Source organism: Halosimplex yunnanense (assembly GCF_054504345.1).
This window is the reverse complement of record NZ_JBTJEL010000021.1, coordinates 1-26,336: the sequence shown is the minus strand read 5'-3', so window position 1 is coordinate 26,336 and position 26,336 is coordinate 1. Positions and strand designations below refer to the sequence as shown.

The following is a 26,336-nucleotide window of genomic DNA, read 5'->3' as shown; positions in this document are numbered from 1 at the left end:
GACGTCCTCGGCGGGCGCGCCGTAGGTGTCGTCGAACTCCTCGGGCGTGCCGTTGTCCGGGTAGATGTGCGCCGCGTAGACCAGGTTCTCGCCCTCGAAGGGGTACTCCGGGGCGAAGTTCGTCCGCGAGGTCCAGCTCGGCGAGCCGATGACGATCGGGGTATCGGGCGCTTCCTCACGGACCATATCCACCCACGGCTGGGCGGTGTCGCGCCAGAGCAGCCACTCGTCTTCCGGACTCTCGACGCTCTCGCCGTTGTCGCTCCAGAAGATCGGGTAGGTCGGTTCGTTGAACAGCTCGTAGAGGACGTGCTCGTCGTCGGCGAACGCCGGCGCGACCTCGCCCCAGAAGTTCCGAACGATCTCGTCCGTACTCTCGTCGTAACCGGCGTCTTCGGCGGCCGCGTCCGTGTACGGTCGGATGATGTGGTAATCGATCATCGCGTAGATCCCGCGCTCGCCGAGCATGTCGACGATGGGCCGCAGGATATCCTCGATGATCGCGTCGATGCCGAGTTTGTTCACGTCCCACTGGTTGACTGGCAGTCGGATGACGTTCGGATGCCAGCCGCGGTCGGCGTCGCTCGCCCAGTCGACGACTTCCATCGGCGACTTGGGGTGGACCCACTTGGCCCCGTAGAACCCCATCGACGCCGTCGCCATCCCGCGCAGCCTGACCTTCTCGTCGTCTTCGTTTTTCAGCCACTTTCCGTCCGTATGCAGCCGGGACGGCGTCTCGCCGTCCGCTGCCGCCGCAGTGCCGGAGAAGCCACCGAGTGCGAGGCCCGCGGCACCCACACCGGCCGCGCGCAACACTCCGCGCCTCGTCGTCGATCCACCCTTCGGTACCACTCCGTTGTCCGCATCGCAACCCTCCTCACTAGATGGCATGCGACCCTCCAAAAGAAAGCGGCCCCTGTAATACCCCCACCGTCTGAAACGGACTCCCCTGTTTAAACGGCCTCATTTCATATTATAAAATAGAGTTTCGAAATATGAAACGACAAAACGAGGTCGCCAAGCCGGGTACACCGCCTCCGTCCCCGGATTCGACGCCGCGGTCCTGTCGGTGACGCGAACGTTTTTAGGGGAGGGGGAACCACCGCGACGTAATGGTCGAGGCGTTCGCGGTCGCCAGCGGGAAAGGGGGGACCGGTAAGACCACGAGCACGCTCGCGCTGGGGATGGCACTGGCCGAGGAGTACGACGTGACGGTCGTCGACGCCGACATGGGGATGGCGAACCTGCTCTTCCACGCCGACCTCTCCGCGGTGGAGACGACGCTGCACGACGTGCTCGTCGAGGGCGGCGCGCCCGTCGAGGAGGCCGTCTACGAGCGCCACGGCATGTCGGTCGTCCCCTGCGGGACGAGCCTCGCGGACTTCGAGGCGGCCGACCCGCGGCGGTTGCGCGACGTCGTCGCCGCGCTCGCCGCCGACACGGACGTCATCCTGCTGGACTCGGCGGCCACCCTCTCCAGTCGCGCGGCCGTCCTCCCCGTCGTCCTCGCCGACCGGGTGGTGGTCGTGCTCGAACCGACCATCCCGGCGCTGTCGGACGGCCTGAAGGTCCAGGAGTACGCGAGCTCCTACGGCACCGAGACGGCCGGCATCCTGTTCAACAAGGTCCGCGACGCGGACGCCATCGAGCGCATCGCGCCCAAGGCCGAGCGCTATTTCGAGGGCCCGACGCTCGCGACGGTGCCCGCCAGCGAGACGGTCCGGGAGGCCCGCCGCGGGGGCCGTCCGCTCCTCGCGCACGCGCCCGAAAGCGAAGCGGCCGCGGCCTACCGAGAGGCCGCGGCCTCGCTGTCGGTCCGCGAGGGTGACTCCGAGGCCGTCGCCGACCGCTTCCGTAGCGCGGTGGTCCCCGAGTCCCCATGAAGCTGCCAGCGGGCCGGCTCCTGCGGTCGCGCGTGGTCAGCGACCCGCGGACCGTCCTCGTCGACGCGCTCGACCGCGAGCTGACGGGGTACGCCGTCTTCGAGCCACAGGACGCGCTCCTGCTCGACGAGAGCGGCCGCGGCGTGCTCACGTTCCGGGACGGCGTCCCGACCGTGGCCTACCACACCGGGACGGAGCGCGCCGGGCCGCCGGCGCTGGCCGACCTCGCCGCCGCCGGTCCCTACCGGCTAGAGCTGTTCGCCGTCGCCCCCGCCGACTTGACGCGCGTCCACGGCGAGCAGCGCTTCCGCGTCCCGCCGGGGATGCCCGCCGAGCGGCTCGCCGGCGACCAGTCGCTGGCCGACCGGACGCGGGAGGTTGCACCCGCCGACCGGGCATCCGGGGGATCACGCGTGCGCGAACAAACCGAAAATGCGGCAGAATTCGGGGAGCCGGACGACCGGCAGGTCGGCGCCGTCGAGGCGTTCCTCGACGACGCCGAGAAGATCGAGGCGATCCGCGAGCAGGCCCGCGACGAGGCGGCCGAGCGGGCCGAGGAGTGGGGGTTCGACGACGTCGCCTAAGCGAGTCGATGGGTCTCGCTCTCCGAACCTCATCCGACAGTATTGGGTGGCCTGTCACTGGTTCACGGATCCTCGGACGGTTTTACCACGAGCGGTTTTCACCGAACACGTCGCGTTCGACACGCAGAGCAACGCCGTCATCGATTACCGGGTCGACGGTGAACAGTCGGTCGAGTCGGTCCGCGTCGAGCCCCAGTTCGAGGCCGACTCTGCGCTCGGACTTGACGGCTCGACCGGTATCGTCGGCACTTCCCCCGACGCAGAGCCTGAGTCGGGCGCGTCCTGACCGGTTCCGCGAACCCAGGCTCTCTCCAGTGACCCGTCGCGACGGAGTGATCGGGCCGGTCGTCAGATCTCGCCGGCGACGATCTCTCCGAGTCGCTGTCGGTCGTAGAGCCGCTCGTCCTGCCCGAATTCGTCGGGGAATAGCTGTCTGGCCGCTCGCTCGGTCTTCGAGAGGTTGATGATCGGTCCCTGATACATCCCGCCGGCGGGATAGATGTCGCCGTTCTCGACCGCGGTGAGTTGACTCGCGGTCCCGTGGTCCTGCATGAAGGAGAGATACGTCTCCCGGAACTCCGAGCGTGTGCGGTGTGTGTCGGTGTAGAACAAAAGCACTTCGGGGTCGATCTCCAGCAGCGGTTCGTAGTCGATCGACCCGCGGTCGGAGGTGAAACTCTCGATGTCCGACCCCTCGAAGGCGTCGCCGACGCCCAGGTCGTGCCAGTGTTTGTACGCCGTCCGCTGGCCGAGGCGGTAGGGATAGAACTTCTCGGGTTCCGTCGATGCGGGCGACAGCAGCCCGATCGCCGGGCGCTCGCTCTCCGCCGGTAGTCGGTCCTGTATCGACGCGATCGTCTCGTCGTGCAGCGCCCGGAGCGCATCGAACCTGTCCGTCCGCCGGAACACCTGCGCGACCTTCTCGGTGGCCTCGTAGAGGTCGAAGTACGGGTACCCCTCGTGCCACGAGTACGTCGAGAAGCTCGTGTTGCCGCAGAACGGGGCCACGTTATCGCTGATCTCGGCGATGTCTCCCTCCCCCCAGTTGGGGATGAGGTTGATCATGTAGTTCGGGTCGATGAAGTGGACGTCCGCGTCGATGTCGTAGAGGAGCTCCTTGTCGATGCCGTCTTGCCAGAGCGAGGTCATCCCCTCCTTGTTCGCCGAGAGCCCGGGGACGTCCTCGTAGTGCCAGGTGCGGTACTCGCCGGTGAGCACGACCGCGCGGGGCTTGCCGAGGCCGAGCGCGACGCCCATGTCCGCCCAACTCGCGTTCTCGGCGACCCACGTCTCCGGTACCGACTGGAACGTGATTTCCCCCGTCGGCGGGATATCGACCGAGTACGATCCCGGCGTGGCCGTCGGGTCTGCGGGAGACTGCCCCGCGTCAGTCGGCTCCTCGGTCGGCGTCGCTGTGGGCTGTGCCTCCGTCGGCGTTTCTGTCGGTGTCGTCGTCGCTGTCGCACCGTCGTCTCCGGGCGTCGCCGTCTCCGCGTCGGACCCGGTACAGCCGGCGAGCGAAGTCCCCGCGAGGAGGGCACTGCCGTACCTGAGATACGTCCGTCGGGTCGGCGCGTCCGCCGCATCGCGCCCGTCGTCGTTCCTTTCGTCACCCATCGTCAGCGATCCCCGTTGACGATGGCGGACACTCGCTCGCGGTCGAACAGCTGCTCCTCGGTCGACAGTTCGTCGAAGGTCGTGAACTCGCCGAAAGTCTCGGGGTAGAGGTTCTTGGCGGTCAGCTCGATGTTGAGCAGGTGGGCGATCGGTCCCTGGTACTGCGTGCCGCCGCGGTAGAGCCGGTCGTTCTCGACGGCCGTGAGCTCTGCCCCGACCGGGTGTTCGGTCATCGGCTCGACGAACTTCGAGCGGAACTCCTCGCGGCCGTACGACGAGATGAACCCGTCGAAGAAGATGACGTCGGGGTCGATCTCCAGCATCTTCTCGTAGCCGAACTGCCAGGTGTCCGCGGGGCCCTGACCGACGCTTTTCAGCCCGGTGTCGGCGAAGGCGTCACGGGCGCCGAGCAGGCGGTAGGCCTTCCGCTCCAGATTCGTCTCACCGAGGCGCTGGGCACCGAAGCCCTTCGAGATGTCGTTCTGCTGGACGGCGATGACGGCGATCTCCGGGCGATCGGCGGCTGCGGACGGGACCTCGCGTTCGACTCGCTCCTTCAGGTCCGCGTGAACCTGGCGGAACGGCTCGACGCGGTCCTCGGTGCGGTACACCTGTGCGATCTTCTCGAACGCGTCGAGGATGGTGTAGGACTCGTAGTCGTACCATTCGGCGCCGCGGCCGAAGCCGGTGCGCAGCGCGTTCGCGAACAGCGGCGCGACGTTCTCGCGGACTTCCTCGACGTCGGACTCGCTCCATCCCGAGGAGTTGGCCAGCTTGACCGGGTCGCTGTGGATCACGTCGGGGTCGAGCGCGTAGAGCTTCTCCTTGCTGGGCTGGCCGTCGGCCCAGTAGCTGTCGATGTCCTCGTTGCGGGTCCACGGCACGTCGAACTGCTCGTAGTAGACGGCCGGCAACGACACCCAGTTCGTCGGGAACTGCATCGCCTGCAGGCGGTCACCGACGCCGGCCGCGATGGCCATGTCCGCGTACATCGGTCCCTCGGCGATGTACTGCTCGGGCACCGACTCGAAGCTCACCTCGCCCATGGGATCCATCGTCACCGAATACGGACCCGACGTCGGCGTCTCCGTCGGCGCATCCGTCTCGACGGGAGTCGGTGTCGGCGACGGCGTCGCCGTCGCGGACGGCGTCTCGGTCCCGTCCCCACCGCCTTCGGCCGTCTCGGTCGGCGAGTCGTCGCCGGTACAACCGGCGAGGAGCCCGCCGCCGACGAGCGCGCCGTATCGCAGGTACTCTCTCCGGGTCCGTCCCGCTCGCGCCTGATCGTTCCGTGGCATTGTTTTTAGGGCGGCCTAAAACAAGTTAATCGCTTCGATCTTTAGGCACGCCTAAAAACACGGAGCGGATCCGGAGACGAGAGGCGATGGTCGGGTATCGCCGCTTCGTCCGGATCGCGATCGGAAGGCCGTGATCGGGTGTCCGACGAACCCGCTCCCGTCACTCGCTCGCTTCCGCTGACTCGACTTCGGATTCGGGCGACTCTTCGCCAGTCCGTTCGGCTTCGATTTCCCGGGCGCGGGCGAGGACGCGCTCGTCGTCGAGGTGTTCCAGCAGCCGGTCCTGGCCGCGTTCCCGCCGGCGTTCGATGGTCTCCCCGTCGATGTAGGAGTCGAGTCGGCGGTCGATCATCGCTTCCCTGAGCGCCGCGAGTTCGTCGGGGTCGACGCCGTGGTCTTCAGGCACTCGCTCGTCGAACCACTCGCGCCAGCGGTCGCGGTCGGCCCACTCCTCGTCGAGTTCGCTCCGCTGGCGAACCCAGTCGTAGTGGTCGGCAAACTCCCCGGGGATACCGAGCGCCTGCCGCGCGTCCCGCAGGAGCGACCGCGCCGCCGCCGCGCCGCGGCCCGCTGCGAGGATCGCCTGCGCGTCGGCGTCCGAGGGCGTGGCGACGTAGAGGCCGTCGATCGGCGTCGAGCCGTCCGCGTCGGCGTAGCCGTCGTCGAAGTGCTCGTGCTCTTCCCCGTCGTGTTCGTGGGTGATGACCATCTCATCGCCGCCGAGCGGCCAGAGGTACTCGCCGTCGTACCGGGTCGCGGCGACCACCCGCTCGGCGGTGACCGGCTCGCCCTCCTGGGGTTCGACTACGAACCCGCCAGCGGTCCCGTCTGAGCCGTCGACCCGCTTGACCGACTCGACGAGGTCGTCACGGATCGTCGCGCCCGCTTGCTCGACGTGGTCGTTGATCAGCCGGTAGAACGTCTCGATGTCGATACCGGTGGGGAAGCCGAGGTAGTTCTCCAGGTGGGCACACCGCTGGATCGACGAGCGGCCGCGGTCGAAGACGAGCGTCTCGAGGCCGTAGCGCGCGGTGAACACGGCCGCCGACGCGCCCGCCGGGCCGCCGCCGACGACGACCACGTCGTGGTCGAACTCGTCGCTCGTCAGTTGCTCGGCGCTCACGCGTCGGATCCCTCAGTGATGATCGCCGCAACCCGGTCGCGATCGAACAGTTGCTCGTCCTCCGGGAGTTCGGGATAGGGGCCCTCGACGTAGGTGGGCCACTCGCCGAAGGCGTCGGGGTAGAGTTGCTTCGCGGTCATCTCCAGCTGGAACAGGTTCAGGATCGGCCCCTGATAGCGCGCGCCCTGCGCGTAGACGCGGTCGTTGCGAACTGCCGTGAGCTGGCTGCCGACGGAGTGGTCGTTCAGCGTCTTGCGGATCCCCGCCATGTCGGTGTCGGGGTGCATCCCACCGAGCGCGAAGATCACGTCGGGGTCGGCCTCGAACATCCCTTCCATGTCGATCTGGCTGCCGGAGGCGACGTCCTCGCCGAGGGCTTCCCGCGCCCCGAGCGGGCGAACGTGTGCGGCGAGAAAGCCCGGTACGTCGGTCTTGTAGACCCACGGGTTCTCGGGATCGGTCAGGCCCGCCAGCACCGCCGTGGGCCGCTCCGCTTCGGCCGGGAGGTCCGATTCGATCGTCGCGAGGAGGTCCGCGCGGATCTCGGCGAGCGCCTCGTAGCGCTCGCGCTCGCGGAACACGTCCGCGACTCGCTCGAACATCTCCCAGAGGCCGTAGTACTCGTATCGGTCGGCGTAGGCGTCGGGCGGCGCCTGGTGGGAGTCGCTGAGCGCGTTTCCGAACCACGGCGAGACGTTTTCGCGGACCTCCTCGATGTCGGTCATGTCCCAGCTGTCGAGCGAGTAGACGCTCGCCGGGTCGGCGAGGTGGACGTCGCTGTCGAGTTCGTACAGCCGCTCTTTGTCCGTATTCCACGAGGAGTACAGCCCGCTCCAGTCCAGTTCGACGCCGTCGAGCCGCGGCGTGAACTGGTTCCACAGCGCGTCGTAGTAGTCCGGCGCGTGCATCGCGTTGACGTCGTTGCCCCGCCCGAGCGCGAAGGCCATCCCCGCCAGATGGGTCAGGCGAGTGAATATCGTCTCGGGCACCTCCGTGAACTCGACTTCCCCCATCGGTGCCATCTCGACAGTGTAGGGCCCGCTCGCCGTCGGGGTGGGAGACTCCGTTGCCGACCCCGCGCCGTCGTCGGCTGGGGTCATCGTCGGCGTTGCTGTCTCGGTCGGGGTTCTCGTGGCCGCCTCGGTGTCGGCGTCGGCCGGTCCGTCGGTCGGCGTCGACTCTCCGTCACCGAGACAGCCGGCGACCAGCCCGCCCCCGACGAGCGCGCCGTAACGTAGATAGTCCCGTCGCGTCGATGCCTCGTTCGTTTCGCTGTCGTCGCTCATGTTCAGCTATCTCCGTTGATGATGTTCGCCACGCGCTGGCGGTCGTAGAGCCGTTCGTCCGCGGGGAACTGTTCGGGGTAGAGCTGTTTCGCGGCCCGCTCGGTGAGCGAGAGGTTGACGATCGGCCCCTGGTAGAAGCTCCCGGCGCGGTAGACGTTCCCTTCTTGGACTGCCGTCAGTTGACTCGCGGTGTCGTGGTCCCGGAAAAAGGGGAGGAAGGTGTCGCGGAACTGCTCGGCGCCCAACGACTCGAACCCGTACAGCATCAGATACTCTGGGTCGGCGTCCAGCAGCGTCTCGTAGCTAATCGTCGCGCGGGCGGCGGTGAATGTCTCGACGCCGGTGCCCGCCAGCCCGTCGGTGACGCCGAGGTCGCGCCACTGCTTCCAGCCGGTTCCCTCCTCGATCCGGAACGGGTAGAACTCCTCGGGCGTCTCGGAGACGACCATGAGACAGGCGACTGACGGACGCTCGGACTGGGGTGGCAGCCGGTCGGCGACCGCCCCGAGCACCTCGTCGTGCAACTGCGCGAACGCCTCGTATCTGGCCTCGGCGTGGAAGACCTTCGCGAGCTTCTCGAAGGCCTCGTATAAGGTGTAGTAGCGATACCCGTCGTGCCAGGCGTAGTTCCGGCTGAAGATGGCGTTCCCGAAAAACGGCCCGACGGCGCTCGCGAGTTCGTCGATGTCGCTGTCGTCAATGTTCTCGACCCGGTTAGTCAGGAAGTTCGGGTCGAAGACGTGGACGTCCGCGTCGATCTCGTAGAAGAGTTCCTTGTCGATGCCGGCGTCGTACAGCTGCGTGATGTCGTCTTTGGACACCGAGAGACCGGGGACGTCGTCGTAGTGGTGCGTGTGGTACCGGGAGGTGCTGACGACCCCCTCCGGGGGCTGCTGCCCGAGTGCGATGCCCATGTCCGCCCAGGTCGCGGTCATCGCGAGCCACCGCTCTGGCACTTCTTCGAAGGTGACAGAGCCGACGGGTTCGATGCTAACGCTGTACGAGTCAGCGGCCGTCGGTCGAGCCTTCGTGTCGGTTTGGGCGGACTGATCAGCGGGCATCCCGGTCCCCGTCGCTTCGTCGGCCTGCGTCGCCGTTTCTGCAGAACCGTCGCCCGCTCCATCAGTCGGCGTCCTCGTCGAATCGGGGTCTTTGACGCCTGTACAACCCGCTAGCAGGCCGCCGCCAATGACGGCACCGCCGTATTTCACGTACTCCCGCCGAGTCGATGCGCCCGTCGGTTCAGAGGTGTCGTCGCTCATGTTCAGATGTCTCCGTTGACGATGTTCGCCACGCGCTGGCGGTCGAACAGCTGCTCGTCCGAGGTCACCTTCCCGAAGGTGTCGGGGTAGAGTTGCTGGGCGGCGCGTTCGGTCAGGAACAGGTTGTGGATGGGACCCTGGTGGAGGTAACCGCCGCGGTAGACCCGGCCGTTCTGGACGGCGGTCAGCTGGCTCCCGACGGTGTGGTCCTCCATGAACGCCAGCACGGTGTCGCGGAACTCCTGGGCGGACTTCCGTTCGTGACCGCGGATCAGGAGCACGTCCGGGTCGACTTCGAGCAGGTTCTCGTAGTCGAGTTCGCCGCGGTTCTCGGTGCTGAGGTTCTCGACGCCGGTCCCCGCGAGCGCGTCGCTGACGCCGAGGTCGCGCCACTGCTTCTTGCTCGTCCCGCCGTCGTTCAACCGATACGGCGAGAACGTCTCCGGTTCGTTCGTCCCCTCGTAGGTCAGCATCACGTTCGGCCGCTCGGCGGCCGGGGGGAGGTCGGCCTGGATCTCCGCGATGAACTCGTCGTGGAGCTCCTTGAACGCCTCGTAGCGGTCGCGTTGCTTGAACGCTGCCGCCACTTTCTCGAAGGCCTGGTAGAGGGAGTAGTAGCGGTACTCGTGCCACTCGTCGGACCGGCGGAAGAGCAGGTTGCCGAGGAACGGGCCGACGTTCTCGGCGATCTCGTCGACGTCGGACTGGTCCCAGTCGAACCAGTTGATGAGCATCCTCGTGTCGTAGAGGTGGACGTCGGCGTCGAGTTCGTAGAACTGCTCTTTCGTCCGGACTTCCGGGTGGCGTTCGAGCGGCTCCTCGTCGACGTCCACGCCGGGCAACTCGTCGTAGACGTACGTGTAGTAGCGGTCGGCGCCGCCGCTGCCGAGCATGCCGTCTGCCTGCCCGAGTGCGACGGCCATGTCCGCGAACTCCCCGCAGAAGGCGACCCAGTCGCTCGGGACGGCGTCGAAGGTCACCTCGCCGGCGGGTTCCATCGTCACCGAATACGACCCGGAGTCGGTCGTCGCCTCCGACTCGGTCGTGCTGCCGGTTGGCGAGTCTGTCGTCTCGCTTGACCCGCCAGCCTCAGTATCGGTCGGCTCGGTCGTGCCGTCGCCGGACTCGCCGTCACTCGCACAGCCGGCGAGCAGGCCGCCACCGATGACGGCGCCGCCGTACTTGATGTAGCCGCGCCGCGTCTGTTTGGACGCCGATTCGACCTCTCCGTTTGCAGTGTCGCTGTCGTCGGTCATAGTCAGTTGTCTCCGTGAACGATATCGCGAACGCGCTGTCGGTCGAACAATCGGTGCTCCTCAGGTACGTCGGGGAACCGCTCGGGGTCGAACGCGCCGAACGCCTCGGGGTAGAGCTGCTGGGCCACCATCTCGGTCTGGAGCAAGTTCACCAGCGGGCCCTGCGAGCCGAAGGCGCCGGGGTAGACGTTGCCCTCCTCGACCGCGGTGAGCTGGCTCCCGGCCGAGTCCGCTTCCAGCGGCGCCACGTACCGCTCGCGGAACGCCTCCGCGGAGAACCGGTTCCCGTCGCCGGTCGTGCCGATCCCCCAGTGGACGACGAGGATCTCGGGGTCGACCTCCAGCAGCCGCTCGAAGTCGATGGTGCCGGCCTCGACGAGGTCCGTCGAGAACGCGCTGTCGACGTCGAGGTCGCGGTAGGGCTTCATCTCGACGCCCTCGACTCCCGTGTGCATCGGGTAGAACGTCCCCTCGTTCGGGTCCGAGGCGCTGTTGATCAGCCCGATCGCGGGCCGCTCGTCCGCGGGCGGGAGCCGCGACTGTATCTCGGACTGCATCGACTCGTGGACGTCCGCGAGCGCCTCGTAGCGCCCACGTTCGTTGAAGACCGCGGCGAGTTTCTCGAAGGCCTCGTACAGCGTGTAGAGGCGGTAGTCGTGCCACTTCCGCCGGCGGAGAATGTTGTTCCCGAAAAAGGGAGCCACGTTCTCGCGGATCTCGGCGGTGTCGGACTCGTCCCAGGAGTCGTCCCACCCCGTCTTGTGCATGTAGTTCGGATCCATGAGGACGACGTCCGGATCGCGCTCGTAGAACACCTCCTTGTCCCAGTTGGTCGCCGAGAGGCTCGTCGTCTCCTCTTCCGGCGGGACGTCGAGCCCGAACGGCTCGAACAGGAACCCGGGGATCATGTTCGCGGCGGTCTGGAACCCTTCGCGCTGTCCGAGCGCGAACGCCATGTCGGCCCACTCGCCGTTGTTGACGATGTACGTCTCGGGCACCTCCGCGAACTCGACCTCGCCCATCGGCTCCATCTCGACGGTGTAGGGGACGCCGGACGTTGCGGTGGGTGACTCGGTGGCCGCCGCTAATTCGGTCGGCGTCGCATCGGATCCGGTCGTCGGCTGCCGGGTCGTCGTCTCGGCGTCGCCCGACGCGTCCGTCGGCGTCGACTCCCCGCCGCCGAGACAGCCGGCGAGCAGTCCGCCAGTAACGGCCGCACCGCCGTACTTCACGTACTCCCGTCGAGTTGCTTCCTTCTCCTCCTCCGTCTCACTGCGCTTGTCGGTCATTTCAGAACTCCCCGTTGACGATGTCGGACACTCGCTGACGGTCGAACAGCGTGAGTTCGCCCTCCAGAAGCGTCTCCATCCCGTCCCACTCGCCGAAGGCGTCGGGGTAGAACTGCCTTGCCGCCGCCTCCGTCTGGAAGAGGTTGATGATCGGCCCCTGATAAGATGTCCCACCGCGGTAAAGCCGGTCGTTCTGAGCCGCAGACAACTGACTCCCAATCGAGTCCTCGCGCAGCGTCTCCATCCGGGACTCGAACCCCTCGGTCGAGACGTGCGAGAAGCCGTACTGGAACACGATGGCGTCGGGGTCGACTTCGAGCAGTTGTTCGTAGTCGAACTCGCCGTAATTCCCTTCGATGTGGTCGTCGAAGGCCCCGCGCATCTGGAGGTCGCGATACTGCTTGTGATTGTTCCCGTCTTGGACGGGATACGTGTAGAACGTGCCCTCGTCGAAGTGGGAGTTGACCGATACCAGGCCGACAGTCGGTCGGTCCTCGGCCGGCGGCAGCGTCTCTTCGACGGTCGCGAGCATCTCGTCGTGGACCTCCGCGAGCGCCTCGTACCGCTCGCGCTCGTCGAAGGCGTCCGCGACCTTCTCGAAGGCCTCGTACAGCGAGTAGTACTCGTAGTCGTGCCAATCGGCGCCACGTCGTCGGATGTAGTTGCCGAGGAACGGGCCGACTCCGGTGGCGACTTCCTTGATATCGTCCTCACCCCAATCGTCGGCCAGAACGCCGAGCCAGTTGGGGTCGAACAGGTGGACGTCGGCGTCCAGTTCGTAGAATATCTCCTTGTCGAACTGGCCCCCGCCGGAGATCGGTGAGACGTCCTCGAAGGAGACGTCGACGCCTGGCAGTGCGTCGTAGAACACGTTCGGCATGCCCTCGGGATCCCACAGGCCCTGGAGGCTATCGGCCTTGCCCAGGGCGATGCCCATGTCGCCGTACGTGCTGAGGTAGCTCACCCAGTTCTCGGGCGGGTCGTCGAACTCGACAGTCCCCATCGGCTCCATCGTCACGGCGTAGCTCTCGTCCTCCGGCGTCGGCGTGGCCGTCGCGGTCGAATCGTCGCTCGCGTTCGTCTCCGTCGTAGTCGCCGTGACCGTCTCGGTCGGGGTGTCCGTCGACCCGCCGCCATCGGACTCACCGTCCGAGCCGCTCTCGCCCGCACAGCCGGCGAGTAGTCCGCCGCCGATGACGGCCCCGCCATACTTGATGTAGCCTCGCCGCGTCGGCGTCTCGGTTGCGTTGGTATTCTTGTCGCTCATTTTCAGAACTCCCCGTTAATGATGTCCGCGACGCGCCGGCGGTCGAACAGCTGTTCCTCGGCGGGGACCTCCGGCAGCGGTTCGCCGTCGACGTAGCCGGGCCACTCGCCGAAGGCGTCGGGGTACAGTTGCTTTGCGGTCATCTCCAGGCCGAACAGCGTCATGATCGGTCCCTGGTGCCACGCGGCGCCGGACGCGTAGATCCGGTCGTTCTGGACGGCGGCCAGTTGCGACCCGACCGAGTGATCGGCGATGGTCTCGCGGACCTCGCCGACGTTCTGGTAGGAGGTGGTCCCGGACATCACGAGGAGGACGTCGGGGTCGACTTCCAGCATCCCCTCGTAGTCGGTCGTCCCGATCCCGTTGTCCCAGCTCGCCCCGGCGAACGCGTCGCGCGGTTCGAGCGGCCATACGTCGGCCCGCCAGATGCCCGGTTCGCTCGTCCTGAAGGTGTCGAAGGTCCCGTCGTTGAACCACACGCGCGCGACGGTCGGCCGCTCGTCCTCGGGCGGGAGGTCCCGCTGGACCCGCGCCATCAGTTCGTCGTGGACCGCAGCGAGTTCCCGGTACCGCTGTTCTTCGCGGAACACGGCCGCGACCTTCTCGGCCATCTCCCACACTGTGTAGAACTCGTAGGACCCATCGTCGTCCGTCGGTGGGTCGATCCGCCGGGTGCTGTAGTAGTTCCCGAAGAAGGGGCCGATCTCTTGGTCAATCTCGGCCACGTCGTCGTCGCTCCACCCGCCCTGCGAAGAGAGCAACACGGGGTCGATGAAGTGGACGTCGGCGTCGATCTCGTAGAACGTCTCCTCGTCCGTCCCGTCGCCGGGGTTCGGGTCCGTCAGCGACTCCCAGTCGATCGAGACGCCGTCGAGGCGGTGGTAGTAGTTGTTCATCCCGGTCCCGAACATCTCGGGAGCGTACAGCGTCTCCAGTGCGTCGCCGTGGCCGACAGCGATCGCCATGTCGGCGTACCACGGGTAGAACCCCATCGCGGTCTCCGGGACGGCGTCGAACTGGACCTCGCCCATCGGAGACATCGTCACCGAGTACGACCCCGAATCGCTCGTCGCCGTTTCGGTGGCGTCCGCTTCCCTCGTGACCGTCTCTGTCCTCGTCTCGGGCGTCGGCGTCTCGGTGTTCGTTGCTGTCGCCGCAGTGGTTTCCTCCGGCGTCGAATCGCTCCCTCCGCCATCCGCACAGCCCGCGAGCAGGCCGCCGCCGATGACGGCGCCGCCGTACTTCACGTACTCTCGCCGGGTCGATTCCTCGGTCGTCTCGGTGGTATCGTCGGTCATCTCAGAACTCCCCGTTGATGATGTCCGCGACGCGCTGGCGGTCGAACAGTTGCTCCTCGGTGGGAATCTCCGGGTACGGTTCGCCGTCGACGTAGCCGGGCCACTCGCCGAAGGTGTCGGGGTACAGCTGCTTGGCGGTCATCTCCAGCTGGAACAGGTTCAGGATCGGCCCCTGTCGCCGTGCACCCTGGGCGTAGACGTCGCCCGCTTCGACAGCGGTTATCTCGCTCGCGACGTCGTCGTCCGACAACTGTGTCCGGATCGCTTCGAGATCGGTGCTCCCCGCCATCGGGCCGAGGACGAGCAGTACGTCGGGGTCCGCTTCCAGCAGCGTCTCGTAGTCGAGCGTGACGTTCCGCCCGTCGTCGCCGTACCCCTCCCCGACGGCGTCGGCGAGTGCGTCTGTAATGCCCATCGGTCGGGTGTGCGCGGCGTAGTAGCCCGGGTAGTTCAGCTTGTACCCCCACGCTTTCTCCTCCGACGACGAGAACAACACCAGCGCCGCACTCGGCCGCTCGTCTTCCGGGGGCAGGTTCGATTCGATGGTCCCAAGCAGTGACTCGCGGACGGCCGCGAGCGCCTCGTAGCGCTCGCCCTCCTGAAATACCTGTGCGACGTTGCCGAAGATCTCCCAGAGCGAATAATACTCGTAGCTGTCGGCCCACCCTTCCGGGGGCGCGGCGTTCGTCCCGCTGAGCGTGTTCCCGAACCACGGGCCGACGTTCGCTTCGATCTCCTCGATGTCGCCGTCGTCCCACCCCTCGGCTGTCGCGACTTTCGCCGGGTCGGCGATGTGGACGTCGCTGTCGAGTTCGTACAGTTTCTCCTTCGTCGGCGGCCACGAGGAGTATAGCCCCTCCCAGTCGACGGACACCCCGTCGAGGCGGTCCAGAACCGTCTCGTACAGCGACTGGTGGTACCCGGGCGCGTGCATCGCGTTGATGGCGTCGCCGCGTCCAAGCGCCACCAGCATGTCCACGTGGTGCCCGAGTATCGTGAACACGTCCTCGGGCACCGAGTCGAAGGTCACCTCACCCATCGGCGCCATTTCCACCGAGTACGACCCCGACCCCGCCGCCACCGTCTCGGACGTGTCCGGCTCGTTCGTCGGCGTCTCCGTTCCCGGCGTCGGTGTCTCCGTCGCGGTCCTCGCGTCGGTCGCACTCGAGGGGTCCCCCTGAGTCGAACCGTCTCCGTCACCACCCGCACACCCGGCCAGCACCCCGGCCGCCGCGAGTGCGCCACCGAATCGCACGTACTCCCTGCGCGTCGATCCAACCTCGTCCCGTTCGTCGTCTCCCATGATTTTAGGCCAGCCTAAAAATAGTTAACTGCTTCGATTTAGGGCGACCTAAAATGTCGCGGCCAGAGTTCGGCTCCGACGCGACCGATGAGAGACGAGCGGTGGTCGTGGGCAGTGACTGGGCGTCTCAGCCGCTGTCGTCGATCGCGGCCTTCGGCGTGATTTCCGGGCCGGACTCGCCGGCATCGACGGTCGCGTCCACCTGGAAGACGTCCGCGAGCAGTTGCTCGGTGACGACTTCGGTGGGCGGGCCCCAGTCGTACAGCTTGCCGTCGCGCATCGCGATGAGGTTGTCGGCGAACCGCGCGGCCTGACTCAGGTCGTGCAGGACGACGCCGATGGTGATGTTGTGCTCGCGGTTGAGCGTCTTGACGACGTCCATGACCCGGAGCTGGTGGTGCAGGTCGAGGAACGTCGTCGGCTCGTCGAGCAGGAGTACGTCCGTGTCCTGCGCGAGGACCATCGCGATCCACGCGAGCTGTTTTTGTCCGCCGCTCAGGTTGTTCATCTCCTGGTCGCGGAGGTGGTCGACGCCCGCGAGGTCGATGGCCCGATCGACGGCGGCGCGGTCTTCGTCGCTGACGGAGTCGAAGAACCCGCGATGGGGATAGCGGCCGTGATAGACGAGGTCCTCGACGGTCATGCTCCCGGGGGACACGTTCTCCTGGGAGAGCAGCCCCAGCCGACGGGCCAGCTGTTTCGAGTCGAGCGACTGGATCTGGTCGCCGTCGAGCAAGGTTTGCCCGCGTTCGGGCGCGAGCTGGTCCGCCATCGACTTCAACAGCGTGCTCTTCCCGCTGCCGTTCGGCCCGACCAGCGCGGTGACCTCCCCACGGGGGATGACGACGGTCTCGCACTCCACGACCGGTTCGGACGTCGTCGGATACCCGATCGCCAGATCCTCGCCGACCAACTCGCTCGCGGCCTCGTCACCGTCGGCGTCCGTCCGTTCGTGGCTGTCACCGTCCATCGCGTTCTCGTCCGACGGTCGGGGCTCCTCCACTGAAGTCTCCTCGGATACGGACTGTCGATCTGCCATCAGTGGTTCCTCCGTTTCGTTCGGATGCGTGTGCGATGACGACGTACACGGCCCTCGCTAGTCGCGACCCTGTAGCCGTATCTACCATCGCCACTCTTCACGGCGATCATGGTTACTTGGCTCCCGTGCCGCCGCTCGGACACTCGACCGGTAACCCACCACTCCCGAGTGGCACATCGTACTTCACGTAGACTTTCCGAGTCAGCCTACCCGAACTCTCCCGGTCCCGTTCCATGGGTTTAGGCTAGCCAAAAATACATAAAGAGCTTCCGGAATTGAGTTCAACCCGGATCTCTCTTCTGGCAGGTCTAACTGCCCCCAAGCGCCTATGCCTGTCGGCTCGGTCTCTACCTCTGACGCTTACCCGCGGACGTACAAATGTACACCGAGGCGAAAACACGAAACGCTTACATAATTTTAGGCTAGCCAAAAACCATGGTGAAGCGACCAGACGCAGAGCGCGAACCGACACGACGGAACTGTCTCAAGTACGGCGCCATCGTCGTCACGGGAACCGGTCTGGCTGGCTGTACCGGCGATGAGGGATCGGGATCAGCCAGTACTCCTGGGGCGACCGGTACCGTCGACAGTGATTCCGGCGCCACGGACGCGGTAGGTACCACTGCGCACTCCAGCGGCAGTAATACTGAGACGGCGAGCGACGACGGGGTGTACTCCGTGACGATGGCCCCAGCCGGTGAGGTCACCTTCGACCGTGCCCCGGAGCGATGGCTGCCGTACGACCCCGGGTTCGCCGACATGGGTGTCGCCCTGGGACAGGCCGACGGGATGACCGGTATCGGACAGATCGCCGAATATCACACGCACTTCTACGACGAGTTGCCCGGCGTGAGCGTCGATAGAGAGCAGTTGCGCAGGAACGACCTCGTCGAGGCCGGGATGGACAAAGAGGTGTTCTACGAACTGGACAACGACGTACACGTTATCGACCCAGTGTTCCTGCAAGCGGCGTTCGACTGGACGGACGACGACCTGGCGGCGATTCGCAGCGAGGTCGGCCCGTTCCTCGGCAACCGGATCTTCCGCCGCGCGGACAGCTGGCACGACTACCGGTACTACACGCTCTATCAGGCCTTCGAGAAGATGGCACGGCTCTTCCAGGAACGGGCCCGATACGAGGCGTTCGAAGCCTTTCACGAGGAGTTCATTTCGTCGGTCCAGGCTCGGTTACCTCCGGCGGATCAGCGCCCGACCGTCCTGCTCACGTACGAACACACGAACGAGCCGAGTTCGTTCTCGCCGTATCGCCTCAACGACCGCGGGACGAACAAGAAGCAGTGGCGCGACCTCGGCGTCAGCGACGCGCTCGCGGGGACCGACGTCGAGAACCTCAGCGATACGAATCGCAGTGAACTCGATTACGAGAACCTGCTCGAGATCGATCCCGACGTGCTCCTGATCCGCGGTCACGAGCAGAAGTCCGCCCAGGAGTTCCGCGACACTGTCCTCACGTACATGCGGGACGACCCCGTCGCGAGCGAACTGACAGCGGTGCAGAACGGACGGGTGTACCGGGGCGGTCCGCTCAAGCAGGGCCCGATCCAGAACTTCTTCCTCACCGAGCGTGCGGCGAAACAGCTCTACCCCGAAGAGTTCGGTGACGTGACCGACGACACCGACCTCTTCGACCGCCAGCGCATCGCCGACATCGTGAACAGGACCGTTTGACGACCCGGCCACGGACGATTCGGATTCTGGTTGCCGTCCCGCGGGACCGCGATAATCTACAGTTGCCTGTTTACCTGTCCCTGATGTGCTTCGCCGACCAGGATCGAAATCAGGATGATACTCAGATGACCACTCTCGTACTCTCGACTACGGACGAGCGGTAGCCGGTCATTCGTCCATCAGCACGGGGATCCACCAGACGCGACTCCGGCCGCCGACCTTCTTGCTCGTCACGTCGGTCTCCTCCTGCAGGTCGTGCAGTCGGTTGAGCGCTGTGCGGCGCGAACATCCCAACTTCTCGGCCACCTCGCTCGCGGTCAACGGTTCGGCGTAGTCCTCGCGGTCGCGGAACACCGCGATGACGTCCGACTCGGTGTACTCGGTCTCGCGCCCAGGCTCGGCCATGTCGAGCGTTCGGGTCGGTCGAACTTAGCACTTCCCACGAGGGAAGTGGTCGAACTGCAGGCTTCGGAGTGGCATTTGTCAGCCCGCTCGAAACCGTGATGGATCGGCCTCGCCTTTCGGTAGCTATGCCGATGGACGTGCTCCTCACGGGCGCCTTCGGTCGCGTCGGGACGGCGCTCATCGACCACCTCGCCGACGAGGATCAGTACCGGTTCACCTACCTCGAACGGGAGCCACATCCCGAGTTCGACGCCGTCGTCGCGGACGTCGCCGACGAGGGCGCGATCAGGCCGGCGTTCGACGGGCAGGACGCCGTAGTCCACCTCGCCGGGAATCCCTCCCCCGGTGCCTCCTGGCCGGAGATTCTCTCTGCGAATGTAATCGGCACCTACAATGTGCTCTCGGCGGCCCGCGACGCCGGGGTCGATCAGATCGTCTTCGCCTCCACGAATCACGTCGTCGGTGGGTACCGCATCGAGCGCGAGCCCGAACTCTACGACGGCGAACCCGATCTGGAGGTCGACCACGTCGACCCGCCGCGTCCCGACTCCTACTACGCAGTGTCGAAGTTGCTGGGTGAGCACCTCGGTCGCTACCTCGTCGAGATCGAGGACACGTTCGAACAGTTCTACGCGCTGCGCATCGGCTGGGTGCTCGACCCGGAGTGGGACAGTCCCTACGGACCGCCCGAGCGGCGCGTCGAGGCCGGCGAGATCGAGCGCGGAACCCCCGAGTACCGGCGTGCGGTCAACCACTGCAAAGCCCACTGGTGTTCCCGCCGGGATATGGCCCGGCTCGTCGATCTCGCGCTGCAGGACGAGTCAGTTGGCTTCGATATCTTCTACGCGCGGAGCGCCAGCGACCATTCGTGGTTCAGCATCGATCACGCTCGTGACGTGCTGGGGTTCGAGCCGCTCGACGACGCCGAGGCGTACGAGCGCCCGTTCTAGGACGAGTTTAACGAGGATCCATCGCGTTACGACGAACCCCGCTCTAGTTTTGCGCAGGATATCTCGTGATTGCAGTCGATCGCCGTCGAATGGAAGATCCCAAATCTCGTTTCTTCGGTCTGCTGAATCGATATCGTGGGCACGTACGCGCCGCCGCGTCGCTTGAGTCCTTCGAACGTGTAATCTCCGTTGTACGGGTCGTCGATCATACCCGGTTGTAAGAGAATATAATGAGGTGCTTGATCGAGCGTCGCATTGACCGATTTCTCGTATCCACTGGTCGCGTTTAATCGTCCCACGTTCTCCCGATAAATGACTTGGTACTCCCTGTCGGTCAACAGGACGGAAACGTTCGCAATAGACACCGAGGTATCGCCACTGCGATAGAATCCGCCGAGATAGGTTTCGACAGAAATTCTCACCTGGTCGCCATGTGATTCGACGTTGTGTGATTCGACTCCAGCTACCCAAGGTTCGCTCTCTGTGGTACAACCTGCAAGTGTGATTACTAGCAGAAGTAATCCCAGACAAATTGTGTTCCTTTTCCTCATTTTTGCCACCAAATGGTGTTATTAAGGGATGATTGTTTCTCCGAACCGTGAGTCGATCCGATGGAATTCAATAGTTAAAGCCTCCTCAATACTGAAGGCAAAGTATTCTTCAGACATAGGTGGCTTTGTTACATCGTTCGGATATCCAGCACTCATGACACTCCATCGTTCCATAGTTGGACTACTCAGGTTTTCCATCGTTGGATCGGGATTCTGTTCATCGACACTGCCGCTGTATATCTCTTTAGGCCAGTAGTGTATCGTCTTCCCGTCATCTAACCGCCCTGCACCAAGAAGATGACCGATCTCATGCATCATTGTTTTTTGATGGTCCACATACCGGGACCCACCGTGATCGTTAGTGAATATTACCACACCCCACCCTAGCCCGTTTCCACCGAAAATTCCAGGACCTGTAATGGGGTATCCTTCTCCGCCAGGCGATGAGGCAACCCCTTTCGGTCGGCCGCCGAAATCGTATGGGCTCGGTTTTGTCAGCGCATTCCTTCCATCATATGTGATAAACATATATGCTTTATCGAGGTCGTCGTGATGGCCTTCTTCGTTGTGATGAGCGCCATCACCGTTTATTATTCGGCGGTTCGACTGAGTTATTTCGTCGTCTATTTCGAATTGGATATCAATCCCGTATAGTCTGTAATTCTCTTCCACAGCTTCGAGTTGATCGAGAACTGCCTGAGGTACTGTTTCGTAATAATCTACTTCGAATTGGAGGCTTGGTTGCAGGTCCGGATTGTTGACCGTTGGATCCGCGTTTTGACTTTTATCATACTGGTCCCAGTGAAGTTCACCAATGTGTACAGACGAGTGTTCCTTTTTCGATGAACCAGTCACGTTCGCACCTAATACCGAAGGAGTCGCGGATACATTGTGTACTCTTGCCTGCTCAGGGACGCGCTCTTCACCGGCGATCCCGTTTCCACTCTTCAGATGTTCCCGATACAATACAACGTTGTCAGTATATCCTACACCATAGACACCGATCCAGCCGTCCCAGTATCCGTCTCCGTCGGAATCCGGTGTGGTCGGATCTAATCCGAATCGTGGGACAGCTTCGTCCCGTTCGATAATTACCGGTCGTTCGATCGCGCTGGGCGTGCCCGGTTGGCCAAACGACTCGACGACAGTCGTTCCTTTGAGTTCCTGACCGTCGGTGAGTCCATCGTCGTCGGTGTCCGGGTCCCACGGATCGGTCTCGTAGTGGGCGTATCGCGGACCAGAGGGATCGGGGCCGCGCGGATTCGATGGAACGCTATCGCGGACTTCTTGCCGATTCGAGAGCCACGTATCAGTTCGCTCCGTTCCGTCGAGCGCTATAAATGAGATGTGCGAGAGTTGGGACTCGCCGTCGGCCGTCACGAAGTCGAAGTCGTCGCTCCCATCATCGAGCGATTCGATCCGCTGAGAGAGGTCATCTTTCCCTTCGGACGGTGCCAAGAGACCGAGTGTCCGGGCTTCAGCGGCATCTCCTGCACTATTGCTAAAGAAAGTATCAAGCGATTCTCGGTGGCGTTCTGTCAGGCCGTACGTGACCGCCGCCTGCGGGTCGGTGTGCGTTTTTCGTTTCTCCTGCGTATCGTTCAACCCGTCGCCGTCCGTATCGGGAGTGCTCGGGTCGGAACTCACCGTCAACGACCCGTTCTGGTTGGCGCTGGTAGCGGCCCAGCGGTACGCACTGCCGCTGCGGTTGACCGTCGGGATCGTCCAAGTCCCGTTTTCTACCTGGTCGGTGAGTCCGTCATTGTCGGTATCTACATTGCCCACAGCGGGGTTGCTCGACCATCGATACCCCGTTTCGAGCGCCCGGCTGTTCGGCGGTTCCTGGGTGAGCCGAGCGTCGAGGTTGACTTCTTCGCCGTCTTCGAGTCCGTCGCCGTCGGTGTCCGCGTCGAACGGATCGAGCGTGATGTTAGGGCCGTTCGCCAGCGGGATACCCTTCACTTCGCGGAAGTCGGGGATGCCGTCGCCGTCGGAGTCGCGCTTGGCGACGCCCTCGGTGGCCTGCTCGAAGTCGATGAAGTGCGCGCGCATCCAGGAGTTGTCACCACTGGTGTGGCGCGCGTCCGCTCGAAGCGAGACGGTGACCGTCTCGCCGGCGTGTTCAGTGACGTTCACTCGGCGGACGACCGTTCTGGTCTTGGAACTGCTGTCGGAGTCGCTCTCCAGCCGATAGATATCTGTCTCGCCGTCCCCGGTGTCGATAGAGAGGACCGCCGCCGCGTGCGACCAGGTGCTCTGGATGTGAGCGGTAACTTTGACCTTCACGAACAACGGCCCCTCCTCGGGGAGCGTGGTCGTCCGATTGAGGAATCGTTCGCGGTTGGTCTTCTCCCAGACACGGATAGCGTCCTGATCCGATTCGATCTCGCAACCGCCGTCGGCGGGTTGGTCTTTGAAGCCGTCGCCGCGCGGCTCAACGTAACAGGTCCAGTTGCTCGTCCCGATCGACGACGGCATCGACTCGAACGTCCAGTTGGCGATGCGCTCGCTCGTCGAGCCGTCGGGCCGCAGCGAGAGGATGTCGTTGCGGTGCTGGAGATACTCCAGCCACTCTTGGTCGTCGAAGACCGTGTACGTCGAGAAGTGTTCGGTCGTCGCTGTCACCGTGTTCGAGTCGGGATCGACCGTCGAATCGACGTGCTCGTAGCGCTGGGCGCTCTCGTTGAACCGATAGATCGAGAGGTTGCTCTCGCTACTCCCGATGTGCGATTCGTCGTATCCGATGGTGATGTTCGCCTGCGAGAAGTTCGCTTGCGATTCGAACTCGACGAACGGGGCGACCGAGGCGTTGGGCGTGTACTCGTCCTGATAGCGGACGTGGATCGGCGCCTCCACGGTCGTCTGGGCGGCGACGTTGCCCTCGCCGGTGATGTTGACAGTCGCGCCGAGCGACTCGTTTCCGGCCGTCGTGGTGTAGGTCTCGTTGCCGTCGAGGACACCGTCACCGTCGGTGTCGGGGTCGACTGGGTCTGTATCGAACGGCGCCGTCGGCTCGTCGCTGTCGAGCAGGCCGTCGTCGTCGGTATCCGGAGATGTTGGGTCCGTCCCATTGGCCAGTTCGGCGGCGTCGTCGATACCGTCTCGGTCAGTGTCAGCGACTGTCGGTTGCGTGCCCCGTTCAAATTCCTCGGCGTTAGTCAAGCCGTCACCGTCGGGATCTTCGGCGCCGTCAACAACTCCGTCGTCGTCAGTGTCCGCGACGAGCGGGTTGGTGTCCGTGATGAACTCCTCGCGGTCGGCGAGCCCGTCGTCGTCGGTGTCCGCGACGAGCGGATCAGTTCCGCGGTCGAGTTCGTTCAATGTTCCCAGCCCATCGCCATCGAAGTCCTCGCGTCCATCGAGTACGCCATCGTTGCTCTCGTCAGTACCGGTCTCCGTGGAGTTGCTATCCGGGTTGAGCGGGTCAGTTCCGAGTCGTTCTTCCATCGACTCGTTCAGCCCGTCGCCGTCGAGGCGGAGCGTCGTATTGGCCTCCGTCGCGCCGTCGTTCCCGAGGGTGGTCACGGTAATGCGGTGCCCGCCCTCGGCGAGTGGAACTCGCAGCCCGACTGGCAGACTCCGATTGGCCGTGACCACCAGCCCGGAGAGATTTCTCTCGACGCGCTGGTTTCCGTCGACGGATACCCGTGCCGAGTCGAGCGCGACCGGACCGTCGGCAGAGATGTTCACGAGAATCGTCCGATTCACCGTTCTGTTCCCGTCGCGGACGGGGTCACTGTCGGTCAGCGGCGACACGGCGACTGACCCGTTGAACTCCGGCGTGGTTTCGTTCCCCTCGTCAGGGGCATCGGTTTCGTTCCCGTCTCCGGAGTCGACCGATCCGACGGGCAACGTCGCGTTCGTCCGCTCGACCGCTCGTTCGACGACGAAGTGCGCCTGTCGCCAGCTCTGGCGCAGTTGCCGAATCGAACTCGCGCGCAATCGGATCGCGCGTCGTCCATCGGCGTCTTGGGCCCGTCCCATCGTCCGCTCGGCGCGATCGTACGTGCGCTCGGCGTTCCGGAGGTGTGCCTCCATGCTCCGGACGATTCCGTTGTTGTCGATCTCGTCCCGGGATTCGTTCAACAGCCGCCGCGCGTCGACAATCTCCTGGTACGCCGACTCGTTGTCCATGCGGAGCACCTGATCGGCGATGTCTACTGCGTCCGCTTCGGTGCCGGTCCCGGCGAACGCGGTCAGCGCCTGAACGCCGACGGCGTCGTGATTGAATAGTTTCGACGACGACGCCCGGACCGGCCCGCGATAGTGTTGCCCCGACTTGTTGAAGCGGTCGTGCGCTCGGTCACGAGCCGACTCATGACGACGCTTTGGCGCATCGAGCGCCGCCGTATCCTCGGCAGCCTGTGCTTTCAGTTCCCGAGGCATGTTCCCCGCTGCACTTTCGTTGCCGGCTGCGTCGATTGTGTCGATCGCCACAGCCGGTGTGAACGTTGCAGTCACCAGGAAGAAGGCAGCCACCACTGCCCCCACCTTACCCATTGAACCCATGACAATTCAGATGTATAGTCATCATATATAGTTGTTACTAAATAACATGTGATTGGTACGGATATTCGGATTACGGGCCCCTCTCGGGATCGAGGTCACGTTTTGTTTGTGGCGGTTGGTCGAAGGTTCCCGGTACAAGTCGTCGAGAACGGACGTCTTGATTCAGAGACGCGCTCGGTGTTCTGACCACAACGAGTATCCTCGTTCCCACCCGACGTGGGAATATGGCGAAAGTGGACTCGAAGGGGCGAATCGTTCTCCCGAAGGAACTACGAGAGCGCCTCGGTATCTCTCCCGGGACGGAAGTCGACGTTCACGAAGAAGGGGGGAAAGCGATCGTCGAACCGGAAGACGACCCCGACGAAATCATCGACCGCATGGAGCAACTCGTCGCGGAAACGTCCCCGGAGCGAGGGGAGACAGCGCCGTTCACCGACGGAACCGACCCGATCGCTCGGAAGCACCGTGAAGCTATTCGGAGCGGCGCAGCCGATACCGACGATGAGTGACGCGGGTGGACCGTATCTTTTCGACGTCGACGTGATCGCCCTCGCGCACACTGAGGCCCCCGGTCGTGACGCCGCGCTCTCGTACGTCAGAGACGCCATCGAAGGCGACATCGATGCGGTGATCCCGTATCCTGCGTTGTTCGGCGCGCATACCGTCTTGACGACGTACTACGGGCGGTCAAACGAAGACGCAACTCGACTGCTCCAGAATTTCATGGACGCAAAGCGGATCCGTTGGTACGACGGGATGCCCGAAGACGTCGTCTGGGAGGGGTTCTCTCGGGCGAGTGAGGCGAACGTCGGTAGCTGGGACGGATACTACGCCCAGGTGGCGATCGACGAGGAGGTGAATACCGTTTTGACGATTGACGACGACTTCGAACGATTCGACGCATTCGATACCGAGATCGTTCTCTCACCCGACGAATTCGCCGAATTGAACGAGTTTCTCGAAAACTGATCCTTTCCTTCATGCCGAGAACGGGACTCGATTTGTGACTCTGGCCTGTGTACGAACCGACGATATTCTGACTGCTCTCCGTTCCGGCGTCCAGACCGATATCGCCGGCCAGCAGAGCCGATGGCCGTTACTGCCGGCGCTGAAAAGTGAGTGACAACTGAAACACAAAAATAGATTTCAGAGAACCATTATCACGTTCTCGTCCTTCCGAAGAGATGCACATGACAGAGCACTCGAATCCCGAGCTGCCGCCGCTCCCGTACGACTACGACGCCCTCGAGCCGCACGTCAGCGAGCAGGTACTGACGTGGCATCACGACACGCACCATCAGGGCTACGTCAACGGCCTCGCCTCCGCCGAGGAGACGCTCGCCGACGCACGCGAGTCGGGCGATTACTCCTCGACCGCGGGCGCGCTGGGCAACGTCACTCACAACGGCAGTGGCCACTACCTGCACACGCTGTTCTGGGACAACATGTCGCCGAACGGCGGCGGCGAGCCCGAGGGTGACCTCGCCGACCGCATCGAGGAGGACTTCGGCTCGTACGAAGGCTGGAAGGGCGAATTCGAAGCCGCTGCCTCGGCTGCCGGTGGCTGGGCACTGCTGGTCTACGACCCGGTCGCCAAGCAACTGCGCAACGTCGCGGTCGACAAGCACGACCAGGGCGCGCTGTGGGGCGCACACCCCATCCTCGCGCTGGACGTCTGGGAACACTCCTACTACTACGACTACGGCCCCGACCGCGGCAGCTTCATC

At 64.4% G+C, this 26,336-nt stretch carries 22 protein-coding genes; 8 read left to right on the top strand and 14 right to left on the bottom strand.

What is annotated here, in order from left to right:
* Positions 1 to 891, bottom strand: an 891-nt coding sequence (locus AB2U09_RS00240) for a glycoside hydrolase family 5 protein (protein ID WP_459190678.1), incomplete at its 3' end; no start/stop codon positions are given.
* A 221-nt stretch (positions 892 to 1,112) separates the two neighbouring features.
* Between AB2U09_RS00240 and AB2U09_RS00235 the strand changes: the two genes are divergently transcribed.
* Together AB2U09_RS00235 and AB2U09_RS00230 are read left to right on the top strand one after the other, a co-directional pair.
* On the top strand, positions 1,113 to 1,883 hold the full coding sequence (locus AB2U09_RS00235) for a nucleotide-binding protein (protein WP_459190677.1): 771 nt from the start codon (positions 1,113 to 1,115) through the stop codon (positions 1,881 to 1,883).
* Complete coding sequence (locus tag AB2U09_RS00230; RefSeq protein ID WP_459190676.1) at positions 1,880 to 2,467, top strand: DUF8054 family protein; 588 nt, start codon at positions 1,880 to 1,882, stop codon at positions 2,465 to 2,467. Before AB2U09_RS00235 ends, AB2U09_RS00230 begins: the two co-directional genes overlap by 4 nt.
* Before the next feature lie 348 nt (positions 2,468 to 2,815).
* On the opposite strand, the gene AB2U09_RS00225 is transcribed toward AB2U09_RS00230, so the two are convergent.
* From AB2U09_RS00225 to AB2U09_RS00175, 11 genes are all read right to left on the bottom strand, one after another.
* On the bottom strand, positions 2,816 to 4,084 hold the full coding sequence (locus AB2U09_RS00225) for an ABC transporter substrate-binding protein (RefSeq protein ID WP_459190675.1): 1,269 nt from the start codon (positions 4,082 to 4,084) through the stop codon (positions 2,816 to 2,818).
* 2 nt (positions 4,085 to 4,086) lie between these two features.
* Complete coding sequence (locus AB2U09_RS00220) at positions 4,087 to 5,382, bottom strand: ABC transporter substrate-binding protein (RefSeq protein ID WP_459190674.1); 1,296 nt, start codon at positions 5,380 to 5,382, stop codon at positions 4,087 to 4,089.
* A 160-nt stretch (positions 5,383 to 5,542) separates the two neighbouring features.
* Positions 5,543 to 6,505 carry an FAD-dependent oxidoreductase gene (locus AB2U09_RS00215; protein WP_459190673.1) on the bottom strand — a complete coding sequence of 321 codons (963 nt, stop codon included), beginning with the start codon at positions 6,503 to 6,505 and terminating at the stop codon, positions 5,543 to 5,545.
* Positions 6,502 to 7,791 (bottom strand): ABC transporter substrate-binding protein, encoded by a 1,290-nt coding sequence (locus AB2U09_RS00210; protein WP_459190672.1) that lies wholly within the window; start codon positions 7,789 to 7,791, stop codon positions 6,502 to 6,504. Before AB2U09_RS00210 ends, AB2U09_RS00215 begins: the two co-directional genes overlap by 4 nt.
* Before the next feature lie 2 nt (positions 7,792 to 7,793).
* Positions 7,794 to 9,053 (bottom strand): ABC transporter substrate-binding protein, encoded by a 1,260-nt coding sequence (locus tag AB2U09_RS00205; RefSeq protein WP_459190671.1) that lies wholly within the window; start codon positions 9,051 to 9,053, stop codon positions 7,794 to 7,796.
* A gap of 2 nt (positions 9,054 to 9,055) precedes the next feature.
* Positions 9,056 to 10,309, bottom strand: a complete 1,254-nt coding sequence (locus AB2U09_RS00200; protein WP_459190670.1) for an ABC transporter substrate-binding protein — start codon at positions 10,307 to 10,309, stop codon at positions 9,056 to 9,058.
* A 2-nt stretch (positions 10,310 to 10,311) separates the two neighbouring features.
* Positions 10,312 to 11,598: an ABC transporter substrate-binding protein gene (locus tag AB2U09_RS00195; protein WP_459190669.1), complete on the bottom strand. Its 1,287-nt coding sequence runs from the start codon at positions 11,596 to 11,598 to the stop codon at positions 10,312 to 10,314.
* A gap of 1 nt (position 11,599) precedes the next feature.
* Entirely contained in the window at positions 11,600 to 12,865 is a 1,266-nt protein-coding gene (locus tag AB2U09_RS00190) for an ABC transporter substrate-binding protein (RefSeq protein ID WP_459190668.1), read from the bottom strand.
* Between the two features lie 2 nt (positions 12,866 to 12,867).
* Entirely contained in the window at positions 12,868 to 14,163 is a 1,296-nt protein-coding gene (locus AB2U09_RS00185; protein ID WP_459190667.1) for an ABC transporter substrate-binding protein, read from the bottom strand.
* A 1-nt stretch (position 14,164) separates the two neighbouring features.
* Complete coding sequence (locus tag AB2U09_RS00180; protein ID WP_459190666.1) at positions 14,165 to 15,466, bottom strand: ABC transporter substrate-binding protein; 1,302 nt, start codon at positions 15,464 to 15,466, stop codon at positions 14,165 to 14,167.
* Between the two features lie 127 nt (positions 15,467 to 15,593).
* A complete protein-coding gene (locus AB2U09_RS00175; RefSeq protein ID WP_459190665.1) occupies positions 15,594 to 16,505 on the bottom strand; it encodes an ABC transporter ATP-binding protein in 912 nt (303 codons plus the stop codon).
* Positions 16,506 to 16,940: 435 nt separating this feature from the next.
* Here AB2U09_RS00175 and AB2U09_RS00170 point away from each other — a divergent pair, with 435 nt between their 5' ends.
* Complete coding sequence (locus tag AB2U09_RS00170) at positions 16,941 to 18,194, top strand: ABC transporter substrate-binding protein (RefSeq protein WP_459190664.1); 1,254 nt, start codon at positions 16,941 to 16,943, stop codon at positions 18,192 to 18,194.
* Positions 18,195 to 18,362: 168 nt separating this feature from the next.
* Here AB2U09_RS00170 and AB2U09_RS00165 read toward each other — a convergent pair whose 3' ends face one another.
* A complete protein-coding gene (locus AB2U09_RS00165; protein ID WP_459190663.1) occupies positions 18,363 to 18,599 on the bottom strand; it encodes an HTH domain-containing protein in 237 nt (78 codons plus the stop codon).
* 125 nt (positions 18,600 to 18,724) lie between these two features.
* Between AB2U09_RS00165 and AB2U09_RS00160 the strand changes: the two genes are divergently transcribed.
* The gene (locus AB2U09_RS00160; RefSeq protein WP_459190662.1) at positions 18,725 to 19,549 is read left to right on the top strand and encodes an NAD-dependent epimerase/dehydratase family protein; all 825 of its coding nucleotides are present in this window, start codon (positions 18,725 to 18,727) and stop codon (positions 19,547 to 19,549) included.
* A 572-nt stretch (positions 19,550 to 20,121) separates the two neighbouring features.
* On the opposite strand, the gene AB2U09_RS00155 is transcribed toward AB2U09_RS00160, so the two are convergent.
* Positions 20,122 to 23,952: a hypothetical protein gene (locus AB2U09_RS00155; protein WP_459190661.1), complete on the bottom strand. Its 3,831-nt coding sequence runs from the start codon at positions 23,950 to 23,952 to the stop codon at positions 20,122 to 20,124.
* Positions 23,953 to 23,991: 39 nt separating this feature from the next.
* On the opposite strand from AB2U09_RS00155, the gene AB2U09_RS00150 reads away from it, so the two are divergent.
* The 4 genes from AB2U09_RS00150 to sod form a co-directional block, all read left to right on the top strand.
* Positions 23,992 to 24,333: a hypothetical protein gene (locus AB2U09_RS00150; protein WP_459190660.1), complete on the top strand. Its 342-nt coding sequence runs from the start codon at positions 23,992 to 23,994 to the stop codon at positions 24,331 to 24,333.
* 500 nt (positions 24,334 to 24,833) lie between these two features.
* The gene (locus tag AB2U09_RS00145) at positions 24,834 to 25,118 is read left to right on the top strand and encodes an AbrB/MazE/SpoVT family DNA-binding domain-containing protein (RefSeq protein WP_459190659.1); all 285 of its coding nucleotides are present in this window, start codon (positions 24,834 to 24,836) and stop codon (positions 25,116 to 25,118) included.
* Entirely contained in the window at positions 25,111 to 25,578 is a 468-nt protein-coding gene (locus AB2U09_RS00140; RefSeq protein WP_459190658.1) for a type II toxin-antitoxin system VapC family toxin, read from the top strand. Before AB2U09_RS00145 ends, AB2U09_RS00140 begins: the two co-directional genes overlap by 8 nt.
* Before the next feature lie 221 nt (positions 25,579 to 25,799).
* Positions 25,800 to 26,336: superoxide dismutase [Mn] (gene sod / locus AB2U09_RS00135; protein ID WP_459190657.1), on the top strand; the 537-nt coding region annotated here is incomplete at its 3' end.

What these genes read in the sequence shown, in the direction of transcription:
- AB2U09_RS00235 (WP_459190677.1), top strand. Translation starts at nt 1,113, where the DNA reads ATGGTCGAGGCGTTCGCGGTCGCCAGCGGGAAAGGGGGGACCGGTAAG.
- AB2U09_RS00230 (WP_459190676.1), top strand. Translation starts at nt 1,880, where the DNA reads ATGAAGCTGCCAGCGGGCCGGCTCCTGCGGTCGCGCGTGGTCAGCGAC.
- AB2U09_RS00225 (WP_459190675.1), bottom strand. Translation starts at nt 4,084, where the DNA reads ATGGGTGACGAAAGGAACGACGACGGGCGCGATGCGGCGGACGCGCCG.
- AB2U09_RS00220 (WP_459190674.1), bottom strand. Translation starts at nt 5,382, where the DNA reads ATGCCACGGAACGATCAGGCGCGAGCGGGACGGACCCGGAGAGAGTAC.
- AB2U09_RS00210 (WP_459190672.1), bottom strand. Translation starts at nt 7,791, where the DNA reads ATGAGCGACGACAGCGAAACGAACGAGGCATCGACGCGACGGGACTAT.
- AB2U09_RS00205 (WP_459190671.1), bottom strand. Translation starts at nt 9,053, where the DNA reads ATGAGCGACGACACCTCTGAACCGACGGGCGCATCGACTCGGCGGGAG.
- AB2U09_RS00200 (WP_459190670.1), bottom strand. Translation starts at nt 10,309, where the DNA reads ATGACCGACGACAGCGACACTGCAAACGGAGAGGTCGAATCGGCGTCC.
- AB2U09_RS00195 (WP_459190669.1), bottom strand. Translation starts at nt 11,598, where the DNA reads ATGACCGACAAGCGCAGTGAGACGGAGGAGGAGAAGGAAGCAACTCGA.
- AB2U09_RS00190 (WP_459190668.1), bottom strand. Translation starts at nt 12,865, where the DNA reads ATGAGCGACAAGAATACCAACGCAACCGAGACGCCGACGCGGCGAGGC.
- AB2U09_RS00185 (WP_459190667.1), bottom strand. Translation starts at nt 14,163, where the DNA reads ATGACCGACGATACCACCGAGACGACCGAGGAATCGACCCGGCGAGAG.
- AB2U09_RS00180 (WP_459190666.1), bottom strand. Translation starts at nt 15,466, where the DNA reads ATGGGAGACGACGAACGGGACGAGGTTGGATCGACGCGCAGGGAGTAC.
- AB2U09_RS00175 (WP_459190665.1), bottom strand. Translation starts at nt 16,505, where the DNA reads ATGGCAGATCGACAGTCCGTATCCGAGGAGACTTCAGTGGAGGAGCCC.
- AB2U09_RS00170 (WP_459190664.1), top strand. Translation starts at nt 16,941, where the DNA reads ATGGTGAAGCGACCAGACGCAGAGCGCGAACCGACACGACGGAACTGT.
- AB2U09_RS00165 (WP_459190663.1), bottom strand. Translation starts at nt 18,599, where the DNA reads ATGGCCGAGCCTGGGCGCGAGACCGAGTACACCGAGTCGGACGTCATC.
- AB2U09_RS00160 (WP_459190662.1), top strand. Translation starts at nt 18,725, where the DNA reads ATGCCGATGGACGTGCTCCTCACGGGCGCCTTCGGTCGCGTCGGGACG.
- AB2U09_RS00145 (WP_459190659.1), top strand. Translation starts at nt 24,834, where the DNA reads ATGGCGAAAGTGGACTCGAAGGGGCGAATCGTTCTCCCGAAGGAACTA.
- AB2U09_RS00140 (WP_459190658.1), top strand. Translation starts at nt 25,111, where the DNA reads ATGAGTGACGCGGGTGGACCGTATCTTTTCGACGTCGACGTGATCGCC.